This is a genomic window from Geodermatophilus sp. SYSU D00815, from assembly GCF_054050035.1.
Map to the genome: position 1 here is coordinate 228,472 of NZ_JBJGYO010000003.1, position 22,542 is coordinate 251,013.

At 74.1% G+C, this 22,542-nt stretch carries 26 protein-coding genes; 17 read left to right on the top strand and 9 right to left on the bottom strand.

What is annotated here, in order from left to right; all coding sequences use genetic code 11:
* The first annotated feature begins 5 nt into the window (after window positions 1-5).
* From ACI78S_RS05650 to ACI78S_RS05685, 8 genes are all read left to right on the top strand, one after another.
* Window positions 6-1,097 (top strand): adenosine deaminase family protein, encoded by a 1,092-nt coding sequence (locus tag ACI78S_RS05650; RefSeq protein WP_456971246.1) that lies wholly within the window; start codon window positions 6-8, stop codon window positions 1,095-1,097.
* 61 nt (window positions 1,098-1,158) lie between these two features.
* Window positions 1,159-2,136, top strand: coding sequence for an Lrp/AsnC family transcriptional regulator (locus ACI78S_RS05655; protein WP_456971247.1), 978 nt, complete (start codon window positions 1,159-1,161; stop codon window positions 2,134-2,136).
* On the top strand, window positions 2,133-2,648 hold the full coding sequence (locus ACI78S_RS05660) for a hypothetical protein (RefSeq protein ID WP_456971248.1): 516 nt from the start codon (window positions 2,133-2,135) through the stop codon (window positions 2,646-2,648). Before ACI78S_RS05655 ends, ACI78S_RS05660 begins: the two co-directional genes overlap by 4 nt.
* A gap of 133 nt (window positions 2,649-2,781) precedes the next feature.
* Window positions 2,782-3,756 (top strand): ABC transporter permease, encoded by a 975-nt coding sequence (locus ACI78S_RS05665; protein WP_456971249.1) that lies wholly within the window; start codon window positions 2,782-2,784, stop codon window positions 3,754-3,756.
* Entirely contained in the window at window positions 3,753-4,319 is a 567-nt protein-coding gene (locus ACI78S_RS05670) for an FtsX-like permease family protein (RefSeq protein WP_456971250.1), read from the top strand. Before ACI78S_RS05665 ends, ACI78S_RS05670 begins: the two co-directional genes overlap by 4 nt.
* Window positions 4,320-4,321: 2 nt before the next feature.
* Window positions 4,322-5,023, top strand: coding sequence for an ABC transporter ATP-binding protein (locus ACI78S_RS05675; protein WP_456971251.1), 702 nt, complete (start codon window positions 4,322-4,324; stop codon window positions 5,021-5,023).
* A gap of 86 nt (window positions 5,024-5,109) precedes the next feature.
* Window positions 5,110-6,573, top strand: coding sequence for an APC family permease (locus ACI78S_RS05680; protein WP_456971252.1), 1,464 nt, complete (start codon window positions 5,110-5,112; stop codon window positions 6,571-6,573).
* A gap of 26 nt (window positions 6,574-6,599) precedes the next feature.
* A complete protein-coding gene (locus tag ACI78S_RS05685; RefSeq protein WP_456971253.1) occupies window positions 6,600-8,627 on the top strand; it encodes a primary-amine oxidase in 2,028 nt (675 codons plus the stop codon).
* 112 nt (window positions 8,628-8,739) lie between these two features.
* Here the strand turns inward: ACI78S_RS05685 and ACI78S_RS05690 are convergent, their stop codons facing one another.
* Window positions 8,740-8,994 carry a hypothetical protein gene (locus tag ACI78S_RS05690; protein ID WP_456971254.1) on the bottom strand — a complete coding sequence of 85 codons (255 nt, stop codon included), beginning with the start codon at window positions 8,992-8,994 and terminating at the stop codon, window positions 8,740-8,742.
* Between the two features lie 133 nt (window positions 8,995-9,127).
* Between ACI78S_RS05690 and ACI78S_RS05695 the strand changes: the two genes are divergently transcribed.
* Window positions 9,128-9,880: a hypothetical protein gene (locus ACI78S_RS05695; protein ID WP_456971255.1), complete on the top strand. Its 753-nt coding sequence runs from the start codon at window positions 9,128-9,130 to the stop codon at window positions 9,878-9,880.
* Here ACI78S_RS05695 and ACI78S_RS05700 read toward each other — a convergent pair.
* Together ACI78S_RS05700 and ACI78S_RS05705 are read right to left on the bottom strand one after the other, a co-directional pair.
* Window positions 9,873-10,136 carry a hypothetical protein gene (locus tag ACI78S_RS05700; RefSeq protein ID WP_456971256.1) on the bottom strand — a complete coding sequence of 88 codons (264 nt, stop codon included), beginning with the start codon at window positions 10,134-10,136 and terminating at the stop codon, window positions 9,873-9,875. The two genes, ACI78S_RS05695 and ACI78S_RS05700, sit on opposite strands and share 8 nt — an antisense overlap.
* A gap of 9 nt (window positions 10,137-10,145) precedes the next feature.
* A complete protein-coding gene (locus tag ACI78S_RS05705) occupies window positions 10,146-10,346 on the bottom strand; it encodes a hypothetical protein (protein ID WP_456971257.1) in 201 nt (66 codons plus the stop codon).
* A 55-nt stretch (window positions 10,347-10,401) separates the two neighbouring features.
* Here ACI78S_RS05705 and ACI78S_RS05710 point away from each other — a divergent pair, with 55 nt between their 5' ends.
* The gene (locus tag ACI78S_RS05710; protein WP_456971258.1) at window positions 10,402-10,671 is read left to right on the top strand and encodes a hypothetical protein; all 270 of its coding nucleotides are present in this window, start codon (window positions 10,402-10,404) and stop codon (window positions 10,669-10,671) included.
* On the opposite strand, the gene ACI78S_RS05715 is transcribed toward ACI78S_RS05710, so the two are convergent.
* The gene (locus tag ACI78S_RS05715) at window positions 10,664-10,906 is read right to left on the bottom strand and encodes a hypothetical protein (protein WP_456971259.1); all 243 of its coding nucleotides are present in this window, start codon (window positions 10,904-10,906) and stop codon (window positions 10,664-10,666) included. The two genes, ACI78S_RS05710 and ACI78S_RS05715, sit on opposite strands and share 8 nt — an antisense overlap.
* 72 nt (window positions 10,907-10,978) lie before the next feature.
* Between ACI78S_RS05715 and ACI78S_RS05720 the strand changes: the two genes are divergently transcribed.
* Entirely contained in the window at window positions 10,979-12,289 is a 1,311-nt protein-coding gene (locus tag ACI78S_RS05720) for an amidase family protein (protein ID WP_456971260.1), read from the top strand.
* 7 nt (window positions 12,290-12,296) lie between these two features.
* On the opposite strand, the gene ACI78S_RS05725 is transcribed toward ACI78S_RS05720, so the two are convergent.
* The gene (locus ACI78S_RS05725; RefSeq protein WP_456971261.1) at window positions 12,297-13,508 is read right to left on the bottom strand and encodes an RNA polymerase sigma factor; all 1,212 of its coding nucleotides are present in this window, start codon (window positions 13,506-13,508) and stop codon (window positions 12,297-12,299) included.
* Window positions 13,505-13,858 carry a YciI family protein gene (locus ACI78S_RS05730; protein WP_456971262.1) on the bottom strand — a complete coding sequence of 118 codons (354 nt, stop codon included), beginning with the start codon at window positions 13,856-13,858 and terminating at the stop codon, window positions 13,505-13,507. Before ACI78S_RS05730 ends, ACI78S_RS05725 begins: the two co-directional genes overlap by 4 nt.
* Before the next feature lie 75 nt (window positions 13,859-13,933).
* Between ACI78S_RS05730 and ACI78S_RS05735 the strand changes: the two genes are divergently transcribed.
* Window positions 13,934-14,350, top strand: coding sequence for a DUF1810 domain-containing protein (locus ACI78S_RS05735; protein ID WP_456971263.1), 417 nt, complete (start codon window positions 13,934-13,936; stop codon window positions 14,348-14,350).
* Window positions 14,351-14,420: 70 nt separating this feature from the next.
* On the opposite strand, the gene ACI78S_RS05740 is transcribed toward ACI78S_RS05735, so the two are convergent.
* Entirely contained in the window at window positions 14,421-15,299 is an 879-nt protein-coding gene (locus ACI78S_RS05740; protein WP_456971264.1) for a DUF559 domain-containing protein, read from the bottom strand.
* A gap of 160 nt (window positions 15,300-15,459) precedes the next feature.
* Between ACI78S_RS05740 and ACI78S_RS05745 the strand changes: the two genes are divergently transcribed.
* The 4 genes from ACI78S_RS05745 (at window position 15,460) to ACI78S_RS05760 (ending at window position 19,732) form a co-directional block, all read left to right on the top strand.
* Window positions 15,460-16,098, top strand: a complete 639-nt coding sequence (locus tag ACI78S_RS05745; protein WP_456971265.1) for a TetR family transcriptional regulator — start codon at window positions 15,460-15,462, stop codon at window positions 16,096-16,098.
* The gene (locus ACI78S_RS05750; protein ID WP_456971266.1) at window positions 16,095-17,021 is read left to right on the top strand and encodes an ATP-binding cassette domain-containing protein; all 927 of its coding nucleotides are present in this window, start codon (window positions 16,095-16,097) and stop codon (window positions 17,019-17,021) included. Before ACI78S_RS05745 ends, ACI78S_RS05750 begins: the two co-directional genes overlap by 4 nt.
* Window positions 17,018-18,619: an ABC transporter permease gene (locus ACI78S_RS05755; RefSeq protein ID WP_456971267.1), complete on the top strand. Its 1,602-nt coding sequence runs from the start codon at window positions 17,018-17,020 to the stop codon at window positions 18,617-18,619. Before ACI78S_RS05750 ends, ACI78S_RS05755 begins: the two co-directional genes overlap by 4 nt.
* 69 nt (window positions 18,620-18,688) lie before the next feature.
* Window positions 18,689-19,732, top strand: a complete 1,044-nt coding sequence (locus ACI78S_RS05760) for a glutathione S-transferase family protein (RefSeq protein ID WP_456971268.1) — start codon at window positions 18,689-18,691, stop codon at window positions 19,730-19,732.
* A 25-nt stretch (window positions 19,733-19,757) separates the two neighbouring features.
* On the opposite strand, the gene ACI78S_RS05765 is transcribed toward ACI78S_RS05760, so the two are convergent.
* The gene (locus ACI78S_RS05765; RefSeq protein WP_456971269.1) at window positions 19,758-20,840 is read right to left on the bottom strand and encodes an NADP-dependent oxidoreductase; all 1,083 of its coding nucleotides are present in this window, start codon (window positions 20,838-20,840) and stop codon (window positions 19,758-19,760) included.
* Between the two features lie 160 nt (window positions 20,841-21,000).
* A complete protein-coding gene (locus tag ACI78S_RS05770; protein ID WP_456971270.1) occupies window positions 21,001-21,729 on the bottom strand; it encodes an alanyl-tRNA editing protein in 729 nt (242 codons plus the stop codon).
* 92 nt (window positions 21,730-21,821) lie between these two features.
* Between ACI78S_RS05770 and ACI78S_RS05775 the strand changes: the two genes are divergently transcribed.
* Complete coding sequence (locus tag ACI78S_RS05775; RefSeq protein ID WP_456971271.1) at window positions 21,822-22,445, top strand: hypothetical protein; 624 nt, start codon at window positions 21,822-21,824, stop codon at window positions 22,443-22,445.
* The last annotated feature ends 97 nt before the right edge of the window (window positions 22,446-22,542 follow it).

Sequence of the window (22,542 nt, forward strand, 5' to 3'; positions counted from 1 at the left end):
CCACCGTGCCCTCGAGCAAGGACCCGAACGTCACCTACGACCTCCTGCCCATGGAGCCCGACGAGGAGGTCGCGCTGCTGGCCCGCCGGGTGCCGAAGGCGGAGATGCACATGCACCACATGGGCTCGCAGTCGCCGTCGGAGTACGCCCGGCTGGTCAAGGCCACCCGCGGCACCGCCCTCTCCCGGGACGAGGCCAACGCCGCCTACGACAACCGGGGAGTCGGCAAGTTCTTCGACGACCTCGACCGCGCCGTGAAGCTGTGGGGCGACTCGGCCACGGTCACCACGGGCGCGCTGCGCATGATCTGCGACGCCTACGACCGCGGCGTGCGGCACCTGGAGCTGTTCTGCACCCCCGACCTGCACCGCGCCGAGATCGGCATGCCGCCGGCGGTGCTGCTGCCCGCCGTGGCCGACGCCTTCGCCGTCGCCCGCGACGAGCTCGGCCTGACCGGCGGGATCATCGTCGCGATGCACCGCTTCGACGGCCCGGACGCCGCGCTGGCGCTGGTCGAGGAGGTCCTGCCGCTGCGAGACCAGGGCCTGACGATCCTCGGCGTCGGCAACGACGGGGACCACCGCACCGTGCCGTTCGAGGCGCTGGCCCCGGCCTACGAGCGCGCCCGGGCCGAGGGCTTCCGGCTCTGCGGGCACGCCGACGAGCTGGAGGACGTCGTCGCCGCGCTCGACATCGGCCTGGACCGGATCGACCACGGCTGGATGGCGGCCGACGACCCCGCCGTCCTCGCCCGCCTGGTCGAGGCCGGCGTCGGGCTCACCTTCACGCCCAGCGGCTACGCGCTCGGCGGCCTGCACTCCGACAGCCCTTGGCACAAGGCCTGGACCGTGATGACCGACGCCGGGGTGCCGCTGGCGATCGGCACCGACGACCCCGAGCTGCACCACACCGACATCGCCCAGGACTACGCCCTGCTGGCCCGCAAGCTGGGGTGGAACAAGGTGGACGTCGGCGCCGCGGCCAAGACCTCGTTCGACCTGGCCTGGTACGACGACTCGGTCGGGGCGGGCGAGCGGGCCGCGTGGGCGGCCGAGATCGACGCGCTCGTGGCCGATCCGCGGGCGCCCCGGCGGTGACGGCCGGCTGCGCCGTCCTGCTTGCTACGGTTCGGCGGTTCCCGGCCAGGTGAGGACCGCCATGCAGGACAGCGCAGCCCCGGCGGCCGAGGACGACCTGCGCTGGCCGGGGATCGACGCGGTCGACTTCGGGATCATCGACGCCCTCCAGCAGGACGGCCGGGCCTCGCTGCTCGGCATCTCCCGGCAGCTGGGCATCGCGGTCGGAGCCGTGCGGCAGCGCTACGAGCGGCTGGTCGGCAGCGGCTACATCCGCTCGGTCGCCCTGGTCGACCCCGGCACGGTCGGCCGCTCGGTCGTCGCGTTCGTGGAGGCCGAGGTCGACCGCGGGATCGACGAGGTCGAGCAGCGGCTGGCCGCGCTGGACCAGGTGGCGTGGATGGCGCTCGGGCAGGACTACCGCACCCTCTACTTCCAGCTGTCGACGGCGTCGAACGCCGAGCTCGCCGCCGTCCTCAACGCCGGCGTGCGGCCGGTCGAGCAGATCGGCCGGCTGACCACGATGGTGCACCTGCGCAACTGGTCGCCGGTGTTCACCTTCAGCGGCGCCCCGGCACCCCCGCGCGCCGGCGACTCCATGCTGTGGCGCAGCGGCGAGGAGACCCACCGGCCGCTCGACGACGTCGACGGCCAGCTGCTGACCTGCCTCGCCGAGGACGCCCGCATGACCGTCACGGCGATGACCGAGCGGACCGGGCTGTCGGTCCCGGCCACCCGGCAGCGGCTGGTGCGGCTGCTCAAGGACGGCGTCGTGCGCATCCGCACCCGCCCCGACCCGCTGTCCGGGATGGTGCGGACCGTGCGCGTGGTGCTGGAGATCGACCGCGACAGCACCGCCGTCGCCGAGGCCCTCGCCCGGCTGCCCAACACCACCTACGTCACCGAGAGCACCGGCAGCGCCGCGCTGCAGGTGGAGATGACCTGCGCGACCGAGGCCCAGATCGCCGACGGCTACCGCCGGGTGGGCGAGGTGCCCGGCGTGCGCAGCGCCCGGCTGGTCCGCTACCGCAGGGTGCGCATCCACACCGGCCGCTGGTGAGCCAGGTGCGCCGCGTGGTCACCGGGCTCACCGACGACGGCCGCTCCGTCGTCGTCTCCGACGAGGACGTGCCGCCGGTGCGGACCCGGGCCGCGCCCGGTGCCGAGTGGCACCTGCTCTGGGCCGACGACGCCCCGGTGCTGGGCCGGGGCGGCGCCGGCACCGCCTACTTCCCGCCGCCCGGCGGCGTCCGGTTCGGCACGTTCGCCCTGCCGCCCGGCGGGTCCGCGGAAACCCCCGACGACGGGGCGGCCCGGGCCGAGATGGACGCGCTGCTGCCCGGCCTGCGCGCGACGCTCACCGCCGACCCCTCCGGCATGCACGCCACTGCCAGCATCGACCTGGAGGTGGTCCTGGCCGGCGAGGTGGTCCTCGAGCTGCCCGACGGCCCGGCCACCCGGCTGACCGCCGGGGACACCGTCGTGCAGAACGGCGCGGTGCACCGGTGGGTGAACCGCGGCACGGTGCCGGCCGTCATCGCCCTCGTCATGGTCGGCCTCCCACCGCGCTGACCAGGGCTTCCGCGGCGCGCGCCTGCGGAGCGGAGCGGACCGCAACAACCCGTTCACGCTGTGAGCAACCGGTAACCGAGACGGAAGGAATCCGGCAGGACAGGGGCAACAAACGGGGTCGAAAGTCCCCGCCATGGCGACGACGGTCCTGGATCCCTCCCCCTCGGCAGCCGCTCCACCCATCGCCGCCGGCGCCGCGTCGCTGGGGAACAGCACGTTCGTGCGGCTGCTGCGGTTCGCGCTGGCCAACGTGCGGCGCCGGCCCGAGCGGTTCGTCCTGGCCACGTTCGGCATCGCGCTGGCGATCCTGTCGGTGACCGTCGTCCGGACCATCTCCTCCGGCTTCGCCACGACCGGCGACGAGGCGGTCACCCAGGTGCTCGACGGCGCCGCGCTGTGGGTGGTCCCCGCCGAGGGCGTGCACTACGACAGCCAGGCCGGCGCGATCGTCTCCGACGGCCCGCCGCCCGAGCTCGCCGTCCCCGACGGGTGGACGGCGCAGCGGGTCACCGACGCCGCCGGCAACGGCTGGTGGACCGTCGACCCGCCGGCCGCGGACGCCGACCGCAACGACCTCGGGCAGCTGCTCGGCGAGGCCACCGGCTACGCGGCCACGACCAACCCCGCGGTCGAGCCCGACGGCGCCCCGCTCGTCTACGACGCGGTCGGCGGCAGCGGCGCGACCACCTTCGAGCAGAAGTACTCGGCGCTGTTCGCCGGCGAGGTCACCAGCTCCACCCTCGGGCTGATCAGCACGATCGGGCTGGTCCTGGGCTTCGTCATCGCCATCAGCTCGTTCCTCGCCGCGGTGCAGGAGCGGCGCCGCGAGTTCGGGATCATGTCGAGCATCGGCCTGGCCGACGAGGTCCTCTACTTCTTCCTCGTCGAGTCGGCGCTCGTCTTCCTCGCCGCCTACGTCATCGGCATCGGTCTGGCCGCCGGCGCCGTCTGGCTGGTCCTGCCCGGGATCGCCACCCCGGTCGCGTGGCTGCAGGCCGCCGGCACCGTCGCCGCCTACCTGCCGGCCATGGCGATCGTCGGCGCCCTCGTCCCCGTCCACCGGCTGCTGCAGCAGCGGCCGGTCCAGCTGCTGGGAGATGTCGCGTGATCAGGCACGGTCTGGCCTACGGGCTGCTGTCCACCCGGCGCCGCAGGAAGTCGCTGCTGCTGCCGATCGTCACCACCGCCACCGGCGCCTTCCTGCTCGTGGTGGTCCTCGGCACAGCCTCGGGGATCAACGAGGAGGCGGCCTCCCTCGGGCACCCCGCCGAGCTGCGCCGCGCCGTCGTCCTCATCGCCGTCACGGTGCTGCTGGTCGGCGTCGTCGAGGTCGCGGTGGCCACCACGCGCACGGTCGCCAACCGCACCCGGGAGCTCGGCGTCCTGGGCGCGACGGGGGTTCGCCGCCCACCCGTGGTGGCCGCGCTCCTCGTCGAGCCGGTGGTCGCCGCCGTGGTCGGCGCGGTCGCCGGCGCCGGGCTCGCCGTCGTCGCCGCGCTGGTCATGGCCGGCACCGGCCTGGCCGAGTCCGGCGTCTCCGCCGCCGGCACCGCCCTCGGCGTCGGCATCGCCGTGGTGGTCAGCGCGGTCGCCGCCGTCGCCACCAGCTTCGTGCCCACCTGGCGGGCCGCCTCCCGTCCCCCCATCCGATCCCTCACCGCAGGAGCCTGACGATGACGCTCACCGAGGAACCCACGACCACCGCCGTCGTGCAGGTGACCGGCGCCTGGAAGCTGCACAAGCTGGGCGACGAGGTGGTCAAGGCCCTCGTCGAGGCCGACCTCACCGTGATGCCGGGCGAGTTCGTCTGCCTCATGGGCCCGTCGGGCAGCGGCAAGTCGACGCTGCTCAACATGATCGGCGGGCTGGACCGGCCCACCAAGGGCAGCGTCGTGATCAACGGGCAGGACACCGCGGCGCTCACCGAGAGCCAGTTCGCCGCGCTGCGCCACGACACGATCGGCTACATCTTCCAGAGCTACAACCTGATCCCGTTCCTGTCGGCGGTGGAGAACGTCGAGCTCCCGCTCATGTTCGAGCCCTACGACCGCACGGCGCTGCGCAAGCGCGCGGTGGAGCTCCTCGAGCTGGTCGGGCTCGGCCACCGCATCGACCACGTACCGCCCAAGATGTCCGGCGGCGAGCAGCAGCGCACCGCGATCGCCCGCTCGCTGATCGGCAACCCGGCGCTGATCCTCGCCGACGAGCCCACCGCCAACCTCGACCACCGCACCGGCGCCACCGTCGTCCGCCTGCTGCGGGACCTCTGCACCGACCTCGGCGTCACCGTCGTCGCGAGCACGCACGACCCGACGGTCGCCGAGGAGGCCAGCCGCGTCGTCCGCATGAAGGACGGCGAGATCCAAGCCGACTAGGTCCCCCACCTTCCACCAGGAGAGCAAGCATGGCCATCGACGCCGCACCGCCGGAGTCACCCACACCCCGCGCTCGGGACGCGCTCATGACCACCGAGCTGGTGCCCGAGCAGGTGCTGCCCAAGGTGCTCGGCACCTTCGGCCTCACCGCCACCTACGTCTTCATCATCTGCTGGATCACCGGCTCCTCGGTCATGGCGACCGGCGGGTGGACGGCCATCCCGATGTGGGTCCTCGGCATCGTGCTGTTCCTGATCCCGGCCGGCATGGCCGTGGCCGAGCTCGGCAACCTCTGGCCCGGTCAGGGCGGGGTCTACATCTGGGCCTACCGCACGATGAACGAGCCGCTGGCCTTCTTCGGCGGGTTCCTGTCGTGGGTGCCGGTGATCCTCAACGGCGCCGCCTCGCCGGCGATCATCGTGCAGCTGCTGCTGCTGGCGTTCCACGCCGAGATCGGGCTGACCCTGTCGATCATCCTGCAGCTGGTGATCCTCTGGGTCGTCGTCGGCCTGGCGCTGGCCAAGCTCGCCGCCAACCAGAAGATCATGAACATCGCGTTCGTCGTGTACGGCGTGCTGACCGCGGTGATCTTCGTCGTCGGCGTCACCTACGCGGTGAGCAACGGCGGGCCGGCCACCGAGTTCGTCGCCCGCGACGCGCTGGTCCCGAACTTTGCCGTCGGCGGGTTCCTCTTCGGCACCGTGCTGCTCTACCTGGTCGGCGTCGAGACGCCGTTCAACATGGGCGCGGAGTTCCTGTCGGTGAAGCGCAGCGCCACCCGCATGATCGCCTGGGGGTCGGCGGCGCTGATCCTCATCTACCTGCTCACCACGCTCGGCACGATGATGGCGCTGCCCACGGCGGAGATCGACCCGGTGACCGGCGTGATCGGGATGCTCGCCCAGAGCGGGTGGGACGGCCTCATGGAGGTCGCCGCGATCGTGCTGGCGCTCATCGTGTTCGTCGCGCTGGTCACCTACCAGGTGGCCTACTCCCGGCTGATCTTCGTCTCCGGCCTGGAGCGCCACCTGCCGCGGATCTTCACCCACCTCAACCCGCGCACCCGCAACCCGGTGACCGCCGTCCTGGTCCAGGGCGCGATCTCCTCGACGATCATGGTCGCGCTGTTCAGCCAGTCGTCGATGGCCAACGTGACCGTCTACCTGACCGGCGCGCTGAGCGTGATCTGGCTGTTGTCCGGGTTCTTCTTCTTCGTCCCGCTGGTGATCGCGCGGAAGAAGTACGCCGACCGCTACGCGAACGAGGACTTCTGGCGGATCCCCGGCGGCATGCCGGTCGTCTGGCTGGTCGTGGTGATCGGCTGCCTGTCCACCGCGGCCGGCGTCTACTACTCGTTCGCCACGCCGTGGATCGACGTCAGCGCGGGCACCTGGATGACCTGGCTCGGCTCGATCACCGTCGGGTTCCTCGTCGTCGCCCTCCTCGTCTACGTCTTCGGACGGCGGTCGGCGCAGAAGCTGTCCGCCCCCGACGCGCTGGCCCACCTCGCGGTGCTCGAGAAGAGGCCCGCCTCCCCCGAGACCGTCTGACCCACCCCTCGCCGAACAGGAGAACCATGGCAGTCGACACCGCCCTCGCCGACCTCAGCGGCGTGCCGTCCGCGGCGGCCCACCCGCTCGACCCGCTCACCGGCGCCGAGATCGAGCGCGCCGCCGCCGTCGTGCAGGGCAGCGACCACACCAGCGACACCCTGCGCTTCGTGATGATCTCGCTGGCCGAACCGCCGAAGCCGGCGACCCTCGTCTTCGACGAGATCCCGGCGCGCAAGGCGTTCACCGTCGCCTACGACAACGCGCAGAAGATGATCTACGAGGGGGTCGTCGACCTCGACCTCGGGATCGTCGAGTCGTGGACACCGGTGCCCGGCCGCTTCCCCTCCTACCTCGCCGAGCACATGGACGGCGTGGAGAAGGTCGTCCGGGAGGACCCCGGCTGGCAGGAGGCGATGCGCAGGCGCGGGGTCACCGACTTCGACCTGGCGATGGTGGACCCGTGGCCGGCCGGCTACTACGGCGCGCAGGACCACCACGACAACTCGCCGCTGATCTGCCGGCCGCTGACGTTCGTGCGCTCGGCGCCGGGCGAGCACGGTTACGCCCGCCCGGTCGAGGGCCTGATCGTGCACTTCGACCTCGACGCGATGAAGGTGGTCGAGATCGAGGACCACGGCGTCGTCCCGCTGCCGCCCACCGCCGGCAACTACACCGAGCGGTTCATGTTCGACGCGAACAACCGCCCGGCGTTCACGCAGTTCCGCGACGACCTCAAGCCCATCGAGATCACCCAGCCGGAGGGACCGAGCTTCACCGTCGACGGCTGGAACGTGACCTGGCAGAAGTGGTCGCTGCGGGTCGGGTTCAACCCGCGCGAGGGCCTGGTGCTGCACCAGCTCACCTACACCGACCGGGGCGAGGTCCGGCCGGTGATGTACCGGGCGGCGCTGTCGGAGATGGTCGTCCCCTACGGCGACACCTCGCCGACGCACTGGAACAAGAACGTGTTCGACATGGGCGAGGTCGGGATGGGCCTGATGGCCAACCCGCTCACCCTCGGCTGCGACTGCCTCGGCGAGATCTACTACTTCGACGGCGTCGTCAACGACTCGCTCGGCAACGCGGTGACCATCCCGAACGCCGTCTGCATGCACGAGGAGGACTACGGCATCGCCTGGAAGCACACCGACTTCCGCACCGGCGAGGTCGAGGTCCGCCGCTCCCGCCGGCTGGTCATCAGCTTCATCGCCACCGTCGGCAACTACGAGTACGGCTTCTTCTGGTACCTCTACACCGACGGCAACATCGAGCACGAGATCAAGCTGACCGGCGTGCTCACCACCGGCGCGATCCCGGTGGGCGAGAAGCCGCGCTGGGGCAACCTGGTGGCGCCGGGCATCTACGGCCCGCACCACCAGCACTTCTTCAGCGTCCGCATGGACATGACCGTCGACGGTCCGGACAACTCGGTCTACGAGGTCGACTCCATCCCCGAGCCCGACCCGGCGCTCAACCCGCACAGGAACGCCTGGATCACCCGCGACACCCTGGTCGCCTCGGAGGCCGAGGGCGCGCGGGACTGGAAGTACGAGACGGCCCGCTACTGGAAGGTCGTCAACCCGAACAAGGTCAACGAGCTGGGCAGCCCGGTGGGCTACAAGCTCATGCCCAAGGACGTCGTCCCGACGATGGTCCAGGAGGGCTCGTACATCTACGACCGGGCCCGCTTCGTGCAGCACGACCTGTGGGTGACGAGGTACGACCCGCGGGAGCTCTACGCCGCCGGCGACTACCCGTACCAGTCGCCCGACGCGCAAGGTCTGCCGGTCTACCAGGCCGACGACGCGCCGCTGGAGAACACCGACGTCGTGCTCTGGTACACCGTCGGCGCGCACCACGTCGTGCGGCCGGAGGACTGGCCGGTCATGCCGTGCGCCTACGTCGGGTTCATGCTCAAGCCGGTCGGCTTCTTCGACGGCAACCCGGCGCTGGACCTGCCGCCGAGCGCGTCCTGCTCGCACTGCGGGCACGGGGCCTGCACGTGCGGGCACTCGGCGACCGACCGCGGGCTGCCGATGGCCGGGCACTGATCCCTCGCCGGCGGCCGCCGTCCCGGGGTCACCGGGACGGCGGCCGCCGCGCGCTCAGGTGACGACCTCCACCAGAGAGCCCACCAGGCCGCGAGCACGTGCCGCGCCGTTCTCACCGCAGCGCGTCCAGGAACGCGCCGACGGCGTTCGCGGCCTCCGGCGCGGCGGACCCCTTCCCGGCGGGCGGCGGGGCGACCGTCGGCCTCCGCGGCGCCGTGTGGACGAGCACGACGCCCAGCACGCCGAACAGCACGCCCGCGCCGACGAGGGCGAAGCCCAGCGGCGGCGTCGTCTCCAGGAACCAGGCGCCTCCCGCGACGGCGAGCGCGCACACGCCCATCGACAGCCCCACCAGCAGCGCGCTCACGTCCGTTCTCCTCTCGACACCGACGCCGACGCCGACGCCGACGAGCCTGCGGTCCGCCGCTCGGACCCGGCTTGCGGCGCGCTAGCCTCCGGGGACGGCCCGCCTCCCCGCGGGTCGCCGGGGGGTGGTGGCAGTGGCCGACGGCGCGCTCGACCTGCCGAGCGCCGGGCCGGAGCCGATCCCCCTCGACACCGCGCTGGCGGCCCTCCTCGGCTACGCCCGGGGACGCCGGCCGCTGCGCTTCCGCTCGCCCTCGCACCCCGAGGGCCGCTGGGTGCAGGTGCCGGCGTTCGGGTGGTCGCGGTTCGACACCCAGCCGCCGCCCACCGCCGTCCCGGCCGACTTCGACGTGCTCGTCGCCGAGGGCCTGCACGGCCGGCTCGACCGCGCGTCCTGGACGGCGGCGCGGTCGGCGCTCGACGGCTCGTGGCCGCTGTTCCTCGCGGTCTCGGCCCGGGCCGGCGGGCGCGCGTTCTGGGAGCTGCCGGCGGAGGAGTTCTCGGTGCTCGAGGAGCCGGGCACGGTCGGCGCGCTGCTGCGGGAGATCGGGGACCTGCCGCAGGACGCCGTCGTCCTCGCCGCGTTGCACCACCGGGCGCCGACGCTGGTGCCGCACCTGAACTCCACGACGCGCCGGCAGCTCGGGCCGCACCTGCGCGAGGGCGACAGCGGCGTCGAGGCGGTCGTGCACCGGGAGCTGCGCGGGTCGGCCGGGGCGTTCGCCGCGCTCGAGGACGCCGCGGTCCGGCTGCTCGGCACGGCGGTGAGCCGGCTGCGCATCCACGACGTGCTGGTCTGGCTGGCCGGCAGCCTGCGGCTGACCCACGCCGTCGCGCTGGGTCAGGCCACCGCCGAGTGGGCGCGCCGGCCCGTCGGCGTCACCTGAACGCGTCGAACAAGCTCGACCAGCCCGCCCAGTCCCCACCCCCGCGGCCCCGCTTCGGCGCCGCCGGGTCGACCTCGACGTCCCGGGTCAGCGACCAGGACAGCACCATGACGCCGCCGGTGACGACGACGACCCCGCCCACGATCAGACCGGTGAGCAGGCCCACCGGCAGCCGGTCGAGCAGGAACAGCGGGACGACGACGGCGGCCACGCCGGCCAGGAGCAGCGCCAGCCCGGTGGCGGTCAGCTTCTTCACCTCGCCGCCTCAGCCCTCGTGCGGCTGGTAACCGCCGCGCCGGGCGCGCAGGCCGGAGACCGCGAGGGCCACCCCGACCAGGTCGACGACGACGCCGGCGACGAGCAGCCACAGCCCGCCGCCGTCCGACGTCAGCAGCACGGCGCCGCCGACGACCGCGGCGAGCCCCAACGCGCTGACCAGCATCCCGAGCACCAGGTTCTTGGGCACGGCGGGCACCTTGGCACACCGGGTCGCCGCACGGGCGGACCGGCACACTGGGGCGGTGACCGCTCGGGGCGTCGTGCGCCTGCTCAACACCTCGGGCGGGCGCGCGCTCTGCCTGGCCGGCGTGGTCGACGCCGCCGCCGTCGACTCCTTCTGGCGCCGCTACGGCCGCGAGCCCGCCCGCATCGACTGCATCGACGCCGGCTCGGTGGTGGCGCTGTCGCGGCCGGGCGCCGAGCTGCTGCTCGACCACCTCGAGGCCGCCGAGCGCGCCGGCCGCGACGTCGCCGTGCGCCGCTCGCCGGCGGTGGCGCACCTGCTCACCTGAAGAAGTCCCAGATGCTGCCCGAGGTGTCCCAGGGCCGCCCGTTCCCGTTCCCCGCCTCCGGCAGGGCGCGCTTGACCAGGAAGAGGCCGGCCAGGAACGGCAGGATCCCGACGCCGAAGCCGATGCCGCCGAGCAGGGCGCGGTCGGGGTCGGCGATCGCCAGCACCATGCCGCCGACCGACACCACCAGGCCGACCGCGATCCACACCACGCCCCAGATGGTCCGCGCCCTCATCCCCGTCCTCCCTGTGCGCCGGCGAGCGCCGCACTCTCGCACGGCGGGGCGGATCTGGGGGAAGGTGGCGGCATGACGTCGTCGCTGCGCTCGTCCCCGTCGGTGCAGGAGGCGATCGAGCGGGCACGGGCGATCGCCGACCTCGGCGCGTTCCTGCACGTGGCCGACCGGGCCGAGGGCGGTGACGGGCCGCTGGCCGGCGTCCCGCTGGCCGTCAAGGACAACCTCGACACCGCCGACTTCCCCACCTCCGGCGGCACCCCGGCGCTCGCTGGGTCCCGACCGGGCCGCGACCACCTGGCCGTCGAGCGGCTGCGCGCGGCCGGCGCGGCGGTGGTCGGCAAGACCAACCTGCACGAGCTGGCCCTGGGGATCACCAGCAACAACGCCGCGTTCGGGCCGGTGCGCAACCCGCACGACCGCAGCCGGTCGGCCGGCGGGTCCTCGGGCGGGTCGGCGGTCGCGGTGGCCACCGGCGTCGTCCCGATCGCGCTGGGCACCGACACCGGCGGGTCGATGCGGGTGCCGGCGGCCCACTGCGGGGTGGTCGGCTGGCGGCCGACGGTCGGCCGCTGGGGCATCGACCGCGTCGTCCCCATCTCCCGCACCCGCGACACGGCGGGGGTCTTCGCGACGACCGTCGCCGACGTCGCGCTGGTGGACTCCCTGGTGACCGGCACCCCGGTGGCGGGGCCGCCGGACCGGCCGCTCCGGCTGGGGGTGCCCCGCCGCGGCTACTTCGACGCCCTGCACCCCGAGGTGGCCGCCTGCGCCGAGCAGGCGCTCGACCGGCTCGCCGGCGCGGGCGTGCAGCTCGTCGAGGTCGACGTCGCCGGCGCGCACGACCTCGACGCCGAGTGCGGCTTCCCCATCGTCTTCTTCGAGATCGCCGAGGACCTGCCGGCGTACCTCGCCACCCTGCCCGGCCCGGAGCGGGAGCTGACCTTCTCCGACGTCCTCGCGCAGGTGGCCTCGCCCGACGTCCGCGCGGCGCTCGAGCTCGCCGCCGGCGGCTCGTTCACCGACGAGGTCTACCGGGAGGCGGTGGCCACCCGGGAGCGGCTTCGGGCCGCCTACGCCGCGGCGCTGCGGCCGCAGGGCGGGGAGCGGCTCGACGCCCTCGTCTACCCGACCGTGCCGCTGCCGGCTCCGCCGCTCGGCGACGACGAGACCACCGAGCTCGACGGCCGCCAGGTGCCGGTCTTCCTCACCACGATCCGCAACACCGGGCCGGGCTCCACCGCCGGCATGCCGGCCGTCTCGCTGCCCGCGGGCGCCACCGCCGCGGGCCTGCCGATCGGCATGTCGCTGGAGGCGCTGCCCGGCGACGACGCCACGCTGCTGGCCGTGTCCGGGCGGGTCGAGGCCGCGCTGCGCGGCTGACCCGCGGTCACCGCCGGAGGGCGGCCCGGCGGCGGGCCAGCAGGGCGCGCTCGGCCGGGTTGACCACCAGCTCCAGCGCCCGCCCGTAGGCCCGGACGGCGTCGTCGTCCCGCCCGAGGCGGCGCAGCAGGTCGGCGCGGACGGCGTGGAACAGGTGGTAGCCGCCGAGGTCCAGCCGCTCGACCAGCCGCAGCCCCTCGGCCGGACCGCGCAGCTCCGCCACGGCCACCGCTCGGTTGAGCGCCACGACCGGCGTCGGGGTGAGGGCCAGCAGCTGGTCGTAGAGCTGCACGATCTGGCCCCAGTCGGTGTCGGCGGCGGTCGTGGCGTCGGAGTGGACGGCGTTGATCGCCGCCTGCACCTGGTACGGGCCGGGCCGGTTGCGGCGCAGGCAGCGGCGCACGAGCTGCTGCCCCTCGGTGATCAGCGCCCGGTCCCAGCGCGCGCGGTCCTGGTCGGCCAGCAGCACCAGGTCGCCGTCCGGGCCGACCCGCGCCGGCTGCCGCGACTCGACCAGCAGCATGAGCGCGAGCAGGCCGAGCGCCTCGGGCTCGTCGGGCATGAGCCGGGCGAGCAGCCGGCCCAGCCGGATCGCCTCGGCGCGCAGGTCGTCGCGCACCGCCCGGTCGCCGGAGGTCGCGGTGTGCCCCTCGGTGTAGACGAGGTAGACGACGGCGAGCACGGTCCGCAGCCGGTCGGGCAGCTCGGCCTCGTCGGGCACGCGGTACGGGATGCGAGCCGCCCTGATCTTGTTCTTGGCCCGCACCAGGCGCTGCGCCATGGTCGCCTCCGGCACGAGGAAGGCGCGGGCGATCTCCGCCGTCGTCAGGCCGCCGAGCAGCCGCAGGGTGAGCGCGACCCGCGCGGCCGGGGCCAGCGCGGGGTGGCAGCAGGTGAAGATCAGCCGCAGCCGGTCGTCGGGCACCGGTCCCTCCTCCCGCTCCTCCTGGACGTGCAGCAGCGCGGCCTGCGCGTGCCGGTCGTCGCGGCTCGCCTCCCGCCGGAGGCGGTCGATCGCCCGGTTCCGGGCGGTGGTGAGGATCCAGCCGGCCGGGCTGGGCGGCAGGCCCTGCGCGGGCCAGCGCTCGAGGGCCTTCTCGAACGCGTCCTGCACCGCGTCCTCGGCGAGGTCGAGGTCGCCGAGGACGCGGGTCAGGACGGCCACCGCGCGGCCGTGCTCCTCGCGGAACACCCGCGCGACCTCCGCGGCGTCGGTCACTCGAAGCGTTCCCGGAACGGCCGGACCTCCAGGGGCAGGCCGGTGATCTCCGCCTGCCGGCGCGCCCAGTGCAGCGCGCCGTCGAGGTCGGGGGCCTCCACCACGGTGAACCCGCCGAGGTGCTCCTTGCCCTCGGTGTACGGGCCGTCGGTGATCAGCACCTCGCCGTCGTCCTTGGTGAGCAGGACGGTGGCGGTGCTGGCGTCGTGCAGCCCGCCGGCGAACACCCACGCCCCGGCCGCCTCCATCTCCCGCTGCAGCTCGCCGAGCTTCGCCATGACCGGCGCCAGGAACTCCGGCGGCGGGACGACACCGTCGGGCTGGTACATGCTGATCAGGTACTGGGCCATCGCTGGTCTCCTCCTCGAGCGCCGGCTCCCTGCCGGCTCACCTCCTACACGAACGGACGACGGCCGGATCGACAGATGAGCGCAGATCTCTCCAGATTCCTCTCCGCCCAGGACGGCGGCGTGTTCGAGCAGGCGCTGGCCGAGCTGCGCGCCGGCCGCAAGCGCAGCCACTGGATGTGGTTCGTCTTCCCGCAGGTCGCGGGCCTCGGCCGCAGCGAGACCGCGCAGCGCTACGCGATCGCCGACCTCGACGAGGCGCAGGCCTACCTCGCCCACCCGGTGCTCGGGCCGCGGCTGGTCGAGTGCGCGCGGGCGCTGCTGGAGCTGCCCGGTCGCGACGCCGTCGCCGTCCTCGGGTCGGTCGACGCGCAGAAGCTGCGCTCGTCGATGACCCTCTTCGCCGCCGCCGACGGCGACCCGGTGTTCGGCCAGGTGCTCGACGAGTACTTCGGCGGCCACGCCGACGACCTCACCCTCGGCCGCCTCCTCTAGGGCCTCAGGTCCCGGCGACTTCTGCGATCTCGGGCCTTTCACCCTCCCGAAAGGCCCGAGATCGCAGAAGTCACAGGCCGAGGGCCCGACGGACCACGGTGACGACCGCGGCGGGCCGGCCGAGGACGTCGGCCGACGTGAACCGCAGCACCGTCCAGCCCTCGAGGACCAGCCGGTTCTGCCGCCGCAGGTCGCGCACGAAGACGTCGCGTTCGCGGTGCACGTCGCCGTCGAACTCGATCAGCACGCGGCGATCGGGCCACGCCAGGTCGCCGAAACCGATCCGCCGGCCCTCGCCGTCGGTGGCGCGGAACTGGAGCACGGGTCGCGGGAGACCGGCCTCGTGCAGCAGCCAGCGGAGGACGGACTCCATCGGCGAGTCGACCTGCGGATCGGCCACGGGCAGCACCCGGCGCGCGCGGGCGGCGCCGCGACCGCCTGGTCGCCGCGCCAACGCCCGCTCCAGTTCCTCGACGGTGCAGAGGACGTCGAGCAGCTGGTCGGTCACCGCGAGCAGGTGCGCGGACTCCAGCACGCCGGCCAGGTCCCGCCAGGTCCGAGCCGGCGTGGTGACCGCGATCCCCCACCGCCGCTCGACGTCCTCGAGCGGTAGATCGGCCCGGTGCAGCTGCCGGTCACGCCGGTTCCGGGCACCGGAGGCGGGCGGCACCGTGAGGTGGACCGGGCCGTCGGTCGTGACGAGCGGGATCTCGACCTTCCACATGGCCGCGGCCGTGTGGTGGCTCACCACCGCCCCGGGAGGCGCGGTCAGCAGGACTGCGGGCAGCCGGAGGCGCAGGTCGGGGACGTCGCCGGCGGGCAGGTAGGTGTCGCGGGACAGCCGGCGGACGTCGTGGTGGCGCAGGTGGTGGTCGGTCAGACCGGCGGCGACCGCGTCGGCGCGGGTGGCGGGTCCGGCGAGGCGGGACGGGACACGACGTCGAGGCACCGGCGCAGGCTGGCGGCAGCGAGCGGACCGGCGCTGACGTCGTCCACAGGCACGACGCGGCTTCTGCGATCTCGGGCCTTCTGCGGCCCTGAAAGGCCCGAGAGCGCAGAAGTCGCGCGGCCGTTGACGGGCGACTGAACGCGCGTCTAGTCTGCTGAACATGCGTTCAGTCGCCGACGACCTCACCGGCCGGGCACGGATCCGCGACGCGGCCATCCGCCGGTTCGGCGCGGAGGGCTTCGGCGCCTCGGTGCGGGCCATCGCCGCCGACGCCGGCGTGAGCCCCGGCCTGGTCATCCACCACTTCGGCTCGAAGGAGAACCTGCGCGCGGCCTGCGACGAGCACGTGCTGCAGGTGATCCGGGAGACCGAGACCGACGCCTTCACCTCCGGCTCGCCCGCCGAGTGGCTGGGTTACTTCGCCGCCGTCGAGGAGTACGCGCCGATGGTCGGCTACCTGGTGCAGGCGCTGCTGGCCGGCGGCGACCTGGCGGCCACCCTGCTGCGGCGGATGACCGAGGACGCCGAGCAGTACCTGGGCGAGGCGGTGGCGGCCGGCCGCATGAGACCCAGCCGCGACCCCGCCGCCCGGGCCGCCTTCCTGGTCGACGTCGGACTCGGCGCCGTCCTGGTCTTCGCCCTCCGCCACCCGCCGGTCGACGGCGACTACCGCGCCACCCTGCAGGCCTACGCGACGACGCACTCCCTCCCCGCCCTCGAGCTGTTCACCGAGGGCCTGCTCACCGATCCGTCCCTGCTCGACGCCTACGTGCAGCACCTCGAGGAGAACCGCCCATGAACGCCACGTCCCCGAACGCGGTGGAGATCCGCGGCCTGACCAAGAGCTTCGGCGACGTCCGCGCGCTCGACGGCCTGGAGCTGACCGTCGGGCCCGGCCAGGTCGCCGGTTTCCTCGGCCCCAACGGGGCCGGCAAATCGACGACGCTGCGGATCCTGCTGGGCCTGTTCCGGGCCGACGGCGGCACCGCCCGGCTGCTGGGCGCCGACCCCTGGCGCGACGCCGTCGAGCTGCACCGCCGGCTGGCCTACGTGCCCGGCGACGTCCCGCTGTGGCCGAACCTGACCGGCGGGGAGGTCGTCGACCTGCTGCTGCGGCTGCGCGGGCGGCACGACGGCCGGCGCAAGGCCGAGCTGCTCGAGCGCTTCGAGCTCGACCCCACCAAGAGGGCGCGCACGTACTCCAAGGGCAACCGGCAGAAGGTCGCGCTGGTCGCGGCGCTCGCCGCGGACGTCGAGCTGCTGCTGCTCGACGAGCCGACCAGCGGGCTGGACCCGCTGATGGAGGCGGTGTTCACCGAGTGCGTCCGCGAGGCGAAGGCCGAGGGCCGCTCGGTGCTGCTGTCCAGCCACATCCTCGCCGAGGTCGAGAAGCTCTGCGACACCGTGACGATCATCCGTGGCGGCCGCACGGTGGAGAGCGGCACGCTGGCCCAGCTGCGGCACCTGACCCGCAACACCGTCACCGCCGTCACCCGCGCCGACCCGGCGCCGCTGGCCGGGCTGACCGGGGTGCACGACTTCTCCGCCGACGGCCACCGGGTGACGTTCCTGGTCGACAACGACCACCTCGACGCGGTCACCGGCGCGCTGACCGGCCTGGGGCTGTCCAGCCTCACCTGCGCCCCGCCGTCGCTGGAGCAGCTGTTCCTGCAGCACTACGGCGACGAGCTCGCCGAGCTCGAGACGGTGGGACGGCGATGACCGCCCCCGCCTACGCGGGCACCGGGGCGCTGCTGCGGGTGGGGCTGCGCCGCGACCGCCGCCGGCTGCTGATCTGGGTGGTCGCGCTCGGGCTGCTCACCGTCTACGCCGCGGTCGCCCTCACCTCGGTCTACCCCACCGCGGCCGACCGGCAGGCGCGGGCCGCCGCCGTCGACACCCCCGCCGGCATCCTGTTCACCGGGCCGGCGTTCGGCGTCGACGACTACACGACCGGCGCGATGGTCGCCAACGAGCTGGGGCTGTCGGTCATGGTCGCGGTCGCGGTCATGTCGATCCTCCTGGTCGTCCGGCACACCCGCGCCGAGGAGGAGAGCGGCGGCACCGAGCTGCTGCTGTCGGGCGCGGTCGGCCGGCGCACCCCGCTGACCACGGCGCTGGCCCTCATGGCCGCCGCGAACGTCGCGATCGCCGTCGTCGTCGCGGCCGGGCTGCTCGGCGCCGGGCTGGGCACGGCCGGGTCGCTCGCGCTGGCCGCCGGGTTCGCGCTCACCGGGATGGTCTTCGGCGCCGTGGCCGCGGTGACCGCGCAGCTGTTCCAGACCGGCCGGGCGGCGTCCGGGGCGGCCCTGGGGGTGCTGCTGGCCGCCGTCCTGGTCCGCGGGATCGGCGACGTCCTGCAGACCGGCGGCAGCCCGCTGTCGTGGTTCTCGCCGATCGCCTGGGCCCAGCAGACCCGCGCCTTCGTCGACCTGCGGTGGTGGCCGCTGCTGCTGTCGGTCGCGCTGATCGCCGTCCTGCTCGCCGTCGCCGCCCGGCTGACCGCGCGGCGCGACGTCGGGGCCGGCGTGTTCGCCCCCCGCCGCGGGCCGGCCGAGGCCGCGGCGTCGCTCTCCGGACCGGTGGGGCTGGCCGCCCGGCTGCAGCGCGGCGCCGTCGCCGGGTGGGCGGCCGGGCTGCTCGTCCTCGCCCTGTCCTTCGGCTCGCTGACCGACCAGGTGACCGACATGATCGCCGGCAACCCGCAGCTGGCCGAGGTGTTCGCCGCGGGCGGCGCCGACCCGGCCGACTCCTTCTCGGCGGTCGCGGCCCTCTACCACGGGTTGCTCGCCGGCGGCTTCGCCGTGGGTTCGGTGCTGCGGCTGCGCGGCGAGGAGACCGGCGGCCGGGCCGAGCTGCTGCTGTCGACCGCCCTGGACCGGCGGCGCTACGCCGGCGCCACGCTGGGGGTCGCCGGGGGCGCCGCCGCGCTCCTGCTGCTGGTCGCCGGCGCGGCCGGCGGGCTGGCCGCCGCCGGGGTGATCGGCGACGCCGGCCAGTTCGGCCGGCAGCTCGGGGCGGCCCTGGTCCAGCTGCCGGCGGTGCTCGTCCTGGCCGGGCTCACCGCCGCGCTGGTGGGCTGGGCGCCGCGGTGGGCGCCGCTGGCCTGGGCCGTGCTGGTGTGGGCGCTGCTGGCCGGCATGTTCGGCGAGCTGCTCTCGCTGCCGGGGTGGGCGGTGCGGCTCTCCCCCTTCGGCTGGGTGCCGCAGGTGCCGGCCGAGGCCCTGGAGGCCGGCCCGCTGCTCGGGCTGCTCGCCGTGGCGCTCGCGCTGGGCGCCGCGGCGCTGGTCGGGTTCCGCCGCCGGGACGTGCCGGCCTGATCCCGCGATCTCGATTTCGATACCGCGCCGTCCACCGCATGCGCGTCCCGGATGGGTAAGGGTGGGGGCGTGAGCGACGACAACACGGGTTCGGGCTACGTCAGCAGCGGCGGCGGCGAGTACGAGCGGGACTCCAACTACCTGACCGACCGCATCACCGCCGACGGGTCGAGCGGCTGGCCGGTCGAGGCCGGCCGCTACCGGCTCGTGGTCGCGCGGGCCTGCCCGTGGGCGAACCGGGCGGTGATCGTGCGCCGGCTGCTGGGCCTGGAGAAGGTCATCTCCATGGGCATGTGCGGGCCCACGCACGACGAGCGCAGCTGGACCTTCGACCTGGACCCCGGCGGCCGGGACCCCGTGCTCGGCTACGAGCGGCTGCAGGAGGCCTTCCTCGCCCGCGACCCGCACTACGACCGCGGTATCACGGTGCCGGCGATGGTCGACGTCCCCACCAAGGCCGTCGTCACCAACGACTTCGCCCGGATCACCCTCGACCTCTCCACCGAGTGGACGGCGTTCCACCGCGACGGCGCGCCGGACCTCTACCCCGAGCCGCTGCGCGAGGAGATGGCCGAGGTGATGGAGCGCATCTACACCGAGGTCAACAACGGCGTGTACCGCTGCGGCTTCGCCGGCTCGCAGCGGGCCTACGACAAGGCCTACGACCGGCTGTTCACCGCGCTGGACTGGCTGGAGGAGCGCCTCACCACGCGGCGGTTCCTGATGGGCGGCTCGATCACCGAGGCCGACGTCCGGCTGTTCACCACGCTGGCCCGCTTCGACGCCGTCTACCACGGCCACTTCAAGTGCAACCGGCAGAAGCTGACCGAGTTCCCGGTGCTGTGGGCCTACGCCCGCGACCTGTTCCAGACGCCCGGCTTCGGCGACACCATCGACTTCCCGCAGATCAAGGAGCACTACTACGTCGTCCACGCCGACATCAACCCGACGCAGGTCGTCCCGCAGGGCCCCGACACGTCGAACTGGCTGACCCCGCACGGGCGCGAGGAGCTCGGCGGCCGGCCGTTCGGCGACGGCACGCCGCCCGGGCCGCCGCCGGAGGACGAGACGGTCCCCGCCGACCACGGCCCCGGCGGCATCGGCCACCGCTGACGCAGGCCTCCCGGGCGGCTCCCGCTCAGGTGGTCACGGGATCGGCCACGTGCACCACGACCTTGCCGACGTGGCCGGCGTCCATGATCCGCATCAGCGCCTCGGGCGCCCGCTCGAGACCCTCGAGGACGGTCTCGTCGCAGCGGATCCGGCCGACGGCCATCAGGGCGGCCAGGTGGGTGGAGACCTCGGGGTAGCGGTCGAGGTGGTCGAACCCGAGGAACCCGCGCATGCTGGCGCGCTTCATGACGAACTGCATGACGGCGGCCTGCCCCGGGCCCTCCCGGAACGAGCTGTTGTAGCCGGAGATCATCCCGGACAGGGCGATCCGGGCGCCGACGTTCATCCGCATCAGGACGGCGTCCATGATCTCGCCGCCGACGTTCTCCACGGCGACGTCGATCCCGTCGGGCGTGGCCGCCACCAGCCGCTCCCGCCAGTCCGGCGCCAGGCGGTCGACGCACTCGTCGAAGCCGAGGTCCTCGACGACGTGGCGGCACTTCTCCGGCCCTCCCGACACGCCCACCACGCGGGCTCCGTTGATCTTCGCGAGCTGGCCGGCGACGGAGCCCACGGCGCCGGAAGCCGCCGAGACGACGACGGTGTCCCCGGCCAGCGGGCGGGTGTGCTCGATGCACATCCACGCCGTCAGGCCCGTGTGCGCGAGGACGCCGAGGAAGGCCGTCAGCGGCGCGGGCAGCGGGTCGGGCAGCGCGAGGAAGGGGAACTCCGGTGGGATCAGGGTGGACTCGTCGGTGACGCAGTAGTCCTGCCAGCCGGTGAACCCCATCACGAGGGTTCCCGTCGGCAGGTCCTCCCGTCGCGAGGACACCACCTGGCCGACGCCCAGCGCCCGCATCACCTCGCCGAGCGGGACCTCCGGCATGTAGGCCGGGTACTCGCTCATCCAGACCCGGGTCGTCGGATCGACGGACACGTAGAGCGTGCGGACCAGCGCCTGACCGGGCGCGAGGTCCGGGACCGCCTCCTCGACGAGCTCGTAGTCCTCCCCGGACGGGGGCCCCGACGGACGCCGGCGGAGCCGGAACGCCCGGTTCGTCAGCCCGGTGACCTGGGTTGCGCTGGGCTTCTCGGTGGTGGTGGTCATGGTGAGCTCCCGCTGGTCGCACGAGGGTGTACGCGTGCTCGCGCGGGCAGCACGAAGCCAGGCTAGGAGCCTTCCCGACCCGTGGGACCGGGCCGGGCCGGGGCGTTCCGCCGGGCGGCGCGCCGCTACCCACCGCAGCGCGCGGGGAGCCCGCGGGGCCTCAGACGACGCGGATGCGCAGCCGGCGGAAACCGCGGCCCTTGTTCTCCATCTTGACCACCTCGACCCGGCCGACCATCGCCGTGGACGCGACGTGCGTGCCGCCGTCGGCCTGGGTGTCGAGGCCGACGATGTCGACGATCCGCACGACCTCGATGTCGGGCGGCAGCAGGTTGGTCGCCGTCCGGATGATGTCGGGGATCGCGAACGCCTCCTCGCGCGGCAGCGTCTTCACCTCGATCGGCCGGTCGACGGCGATCTCGGCGTTGACCGCCTCGGCGACCCGGTCCTTGAAGTCCGGCGGCACCTCGGCCAGGTCGAAGTCCATCCGCGCGGTCAGCGGCTCCATGTTCCCGCCGGTCACCAGCGCCCCGAAGTCGCGGAAGACGACGCCGGTGAGCACGTGCAGCCCCGAGTGCGTGCGCATCAGCGCGGTCCGCCGCTCGTCGTCGAGCGCGCCGCGGACCGCCGTCCCCGGCGGCGGCACCGGGTCGCCCTCGACCGGCACGAGGTAGAGCTCGTCGCCCTTGCGGGTGCCGGCGATGCGGGTGCGCACCCCGCCCCACAGCAGCACGCCCTCGTCCGGCGGCTGGCCCCCGCCGCCGGGGTAGAAGGCCGACCGGTCGAGCACGATGCCCCGCTCCGGGTCGACGTCGAGCACCGTGGCGTCCCACTCGCGGACGGTGGCGTCGTCGAGGTCGAGGCGGTGGGTGTGCGTGGCTCCGGCCATGCCGTGCATGTTGCCCGCCGCCGTCGGGGACGAGGACAGTGGCCGTCGCGGCGGTGCCGCAGGGGCGTCGCCGGTCCGGGAGGTGACGGAGCATGCACGCCCGATCCACCACACTGCAGGGCGACCCGGCCGCGGTCGACGACCTCGTCGCCTACGTCCGCGACGAGGTGATGCCCCGGGCGCAGGCCGCGGACGGCTTCGTGGGCCTGTCGATGCTCTGCGACCGGGCGGCCGGTCGCTGCATCGTCACGACGGCGTGGGCCACGGAGGCGGCCGTGCGCGCCAGCGGCGAGGCGCTGCGCGACACCCGGACCCGCGGCGCGGAGATCCTGCGGGCGCCGAGACCCGAGGTGGAGCAGTGGGAGGTCGCCGCGATGCACCGGGTCAGGGACACCGGCGACGGCGCCTGCGCCCGGGTGATCTGGTGCCAGGCCCAGCGCGGCGCCCTCGACCGGATCCTCGACGCGTGGCGGACGACGATCCCGCCGCAGCTGGAGCGGATGCCCGGGTTCTGCGCGGTCAGCGTGCTCGTCGACCGGGAGACCGCCCGCGCCGTCGCCGCGGTGAGCTACGAGAGCCGCGAGGCGATGGAGCGCTCCGCCGAGCGCGGACTGGAGCTGCGCAGCCGGTTCGCCGCGAGCCACGGGTTCGACATCACCGACGTCGACGAGTTCGACATCGCGCTGGCCCACCTGCGCGTGCCCGAACTCGTCTGACGGGTCGTTGCCCGCTCCTCCCCCGGCGAGGATCGTGGGTCCCGCGGCGACGCCGCAGGGGCGCCGCCGTTCCGGGGAGAGGAGCTGCGGCATGTAC